The sequence below is a fragment of the Microcoleus sp. S28C3 genome (assembly GCF_036700785.1).
Classification (GTDB): Bacteria; Cyanobacteriota; Cyanobacteriia; order Cyanobacteriales; family Microcoleaceae; genus Microcoleus; species Microcoleus asticus.
Window position 1 is genome coordinate 1 of record NZ_JAUBPO010000244.1, and the last position, 3033, is coordinate 3033.

The window sequence follows — 3033 nt, forward strand, 5'->3', positions numbered from 1 at the left end:
CTTTTACCAACAAGGTATGCGGGCTGCAACCCTTATACAGTCTATCTCGTAGACCTCTTTGTCACCCCCCCAGGATAAACTAAGAATTATAGTCCATATATAATATTTCCTATGACCAACGACCGCCTGGAATCCTTCCGAACAGCCTTCCAGAATCTTCAGTTACTTCCTTTGATCACCCCAGAGCAACTGAATAAATTTCATGTGGAATATGGTACTGAGATTTTAGAAGAATTGGAGCATTTGGTTGAAGATTGCTCACAGGACAATAACAAAATTATTTTTACGGGGCATCGTGGGTCAGGCAAATCAACATTGCTGGGTCAGTTTTGCCAGCACACGCAGAATCGCTACTTTGTCGTGTTCTTTTCCATCTCTGACCTGATTGAAATGTCAGATGTGAATCATGTCAATATTTTGTTTGCTATGGCAGTACAGCTTATGGAAGCAGCAGAAGAACGCCATATCAAAATCGGTTCTCAAACAAAAAAAGCTTTTTATAAGTGGTTTAGTAAGCATACTCGAACTGAAGGAAGTTCACTTGATTCTAGCATTGAGCTAGAAACAAGTGGAGAAGCTGGTGTAAATGCTTGGTTTGTGAAATTCTTTGCTAAGTTGAAAGCAACTTTGAAGGCAAACTCTGTGATTCGTGAGGAAATTACGACTGAGTTTGCGAGACGGATTTCAGATTTGGTCGATCGCATTAACGAGATCGCTAGTGTGATTCAAGCGGCGTGCGGACAAGAAATTATGGTCGTGATTGACGATCTTGATAAACTCGATTTAGAGATAGTAGACCGTGTTTATAGAAATAATATCAGTGCGTTATTTCAGCCTCAGTTTCGGATTATTTATACAATTCCAATGGCAGCGACACGAGATATGTCGTTGCGAGAAATTATTCATAATGCTACCAATAATAAGATTCAATCCATGTGGGCGACAAAGTTGTTTCCGCGTGGAGAAGATAGAGTTCCAAATGCTTCTCCTGTCCAAGAAGCTGTAAAAGTATTTGAACAAATTCTTTACAAGCGACTTCCCAAGCATTTGATTGAGCCGGAAGCAACTCAGATGATGATCGTCAAAAGTGGTGGGGCATTGCGGGAATTTATTCGTTTGGCTAGTCAGTCCTGTGGGTTATGTTTGAGGCAGTTACGTCGCACACCTGAGAAACAAGATTTGATAATCACGTCTAAAATTTTAAAAGATGCTATTACCGAATATCGGATTAATTTAACAGAACCCCTTGGACAAAACCGTTATCAAATTCTAGTGGATGTATACCAAAATTATTTACCAAACGATGGGATGGATCAGGATTTCTTAGATTTATTGCATAACCTCTACATCCTAGAATATCGCAATGCTGATTTGTGGTTTGGAGTCCATCCAGTAGTTCAGGAAATATTGCAGAAACGTGGGTTAATCGGAGTGACGGGATAAATGCTCAACAGTGAGATCGCGGACGATCGATCGATCAATGAGGATAGTTACGATGGCCTTGTCTCTTTAATTGAAGCAAGTCAAGGTGTATTGTCATTGTTGATTGCCTCCTGTAAACCGGGAGATTTTCAAACCCAGATTATTAATCGTTACGAGGCAGAACTTGCTCCCCATGTCCCCTGTTATCGCGTGGTTTTGAATCAAAAGGAACCTAGCCTGAGAGCGGCGTTGGAGCAACTTGTCAACGATCGCCCAGAGTTAAAAGCGCCCCACGCATCAGGCGCAATTACTGTAACGGGAACGGAGGCTTTGACGGATAGCGTGTCACAAGCTGACTCTAACCATCAGTCGGAGTTAAGCCGTTTTTTCGGCTATTTGCAATGGACGCGGGAGGGGTTGCGGGAGTTTCCTTTTCCGATAGTACTTTGGGTAACACCAAATATTCTGAGTCGCTTGAGTCTGGAAGCGCCGGATTTTTGGAGTTGGCGCAGTGGCGTATTTCGATTTGTGTCCCCTGCGGTGCCAGAAACGGGTGTGGTTAACACGACTGGGGAAAGTTCTCTGCTGATTGAACCAGAGAGAAGACTGAGTTTACCCCTAGATGAACTGTTAGAACAGGTTGAAAATCTGGAGAAACAAGCTATGGAAACTCCTGCATTAGCAACCCTATACAATCGAGTTGCTAATGCTTATGCAAATCGGGTAAAGACGCGCCAAGCACAGGATTATTCACAGGAGATCGATCGGGCAATTCATTTCTTTGACAAGTCACTTGCTTTACAAGAAAAATTGAACTTACCCCAGGCGCAATCTGACACTTTGTTACAGTTAGGTGATATTTACCGTGACTTAGGATTGTGGGAACGGGTATTTGATCCCTATCAGCAGTCTTTAGAAATTGCTAGGAATTTGAAAGATCGCCTGCGAGAGGCGGCTGCTTTGGGGCGACTGGGGAATCTTTACCAACAATATCGTCAAGGCGATCGTGCGAATAACTTGGAAGAGGCGATCGCATTTTACACTGCTGCATTAACCGTCTACACCCGCGATGCCTTTCCCGAAAATTGGGCCCAGACGCAAAATAATCTAGCCACAGCTTACTTATACAGAATTAGGGGAGAGAAAGCAGAGAATATCGAACTGGCGATCGCATATTTCACTGCTGCATTATCCGTCTTCACCCGTGATACCTTTCCCGAAGAATGGGCTAGGACGCAAAATAATCTGGGAGTTGCCTACTCTAACAGAATTAGGGGAGAGAAAGCAGAGAATATCGAACTGGCGATCGCATATTTCACTGCTGCATTGTCCGTCTACACTCGCGATGCCTTTCCCCAAGATTGGGCCCAGACGCAAAATAATCTGGCAATTGCCTACAGTGACAAAATTAGGGGAGAGAAAGCAGAGAATATCGAAATGGCGATCGTATATTACACTGCTGTATTAACCGTCTACACCCGCGATGCCTTGCCCCAAGATTGGGCGATGACGCAAAATAATCTAGCCACAGCCTACTTACAGCGGTTCCCGCTGTAATTTGGTACAATAAATAATCACAAAATATCATTTTGTATTCAAAACTAATGAAAA

2 protein-coding genes are annotated in these 3033 nt (G+C 43.3%); both read left to right on the top strand.

Annotated features, from left to right (window positions below):
- Nucleotides 1-111: 111 nt before the first annotated feature.
- A complete protein-coding gene (locus QUA13_RS32080) occupies nucleotides 112-1443 on the top strand; it encodes an ATP-binding protein (RefSeq protein ID WP_333205087.1) in 1332 nt (443 codons plus the stop codon).
- A complete protein-coding gene (locus QUA13_RS32085; RefSeq protein WP_333205089.1) occupies nucleotides 1444-2979 on the top strand; it encodes a tetratricopeptide repeat protein in 1536 nt (511 codons plus the stop codon).
- The last annotated feature ends 54 nt before the right edge of the window (nucleotides 2980-3033 follow it).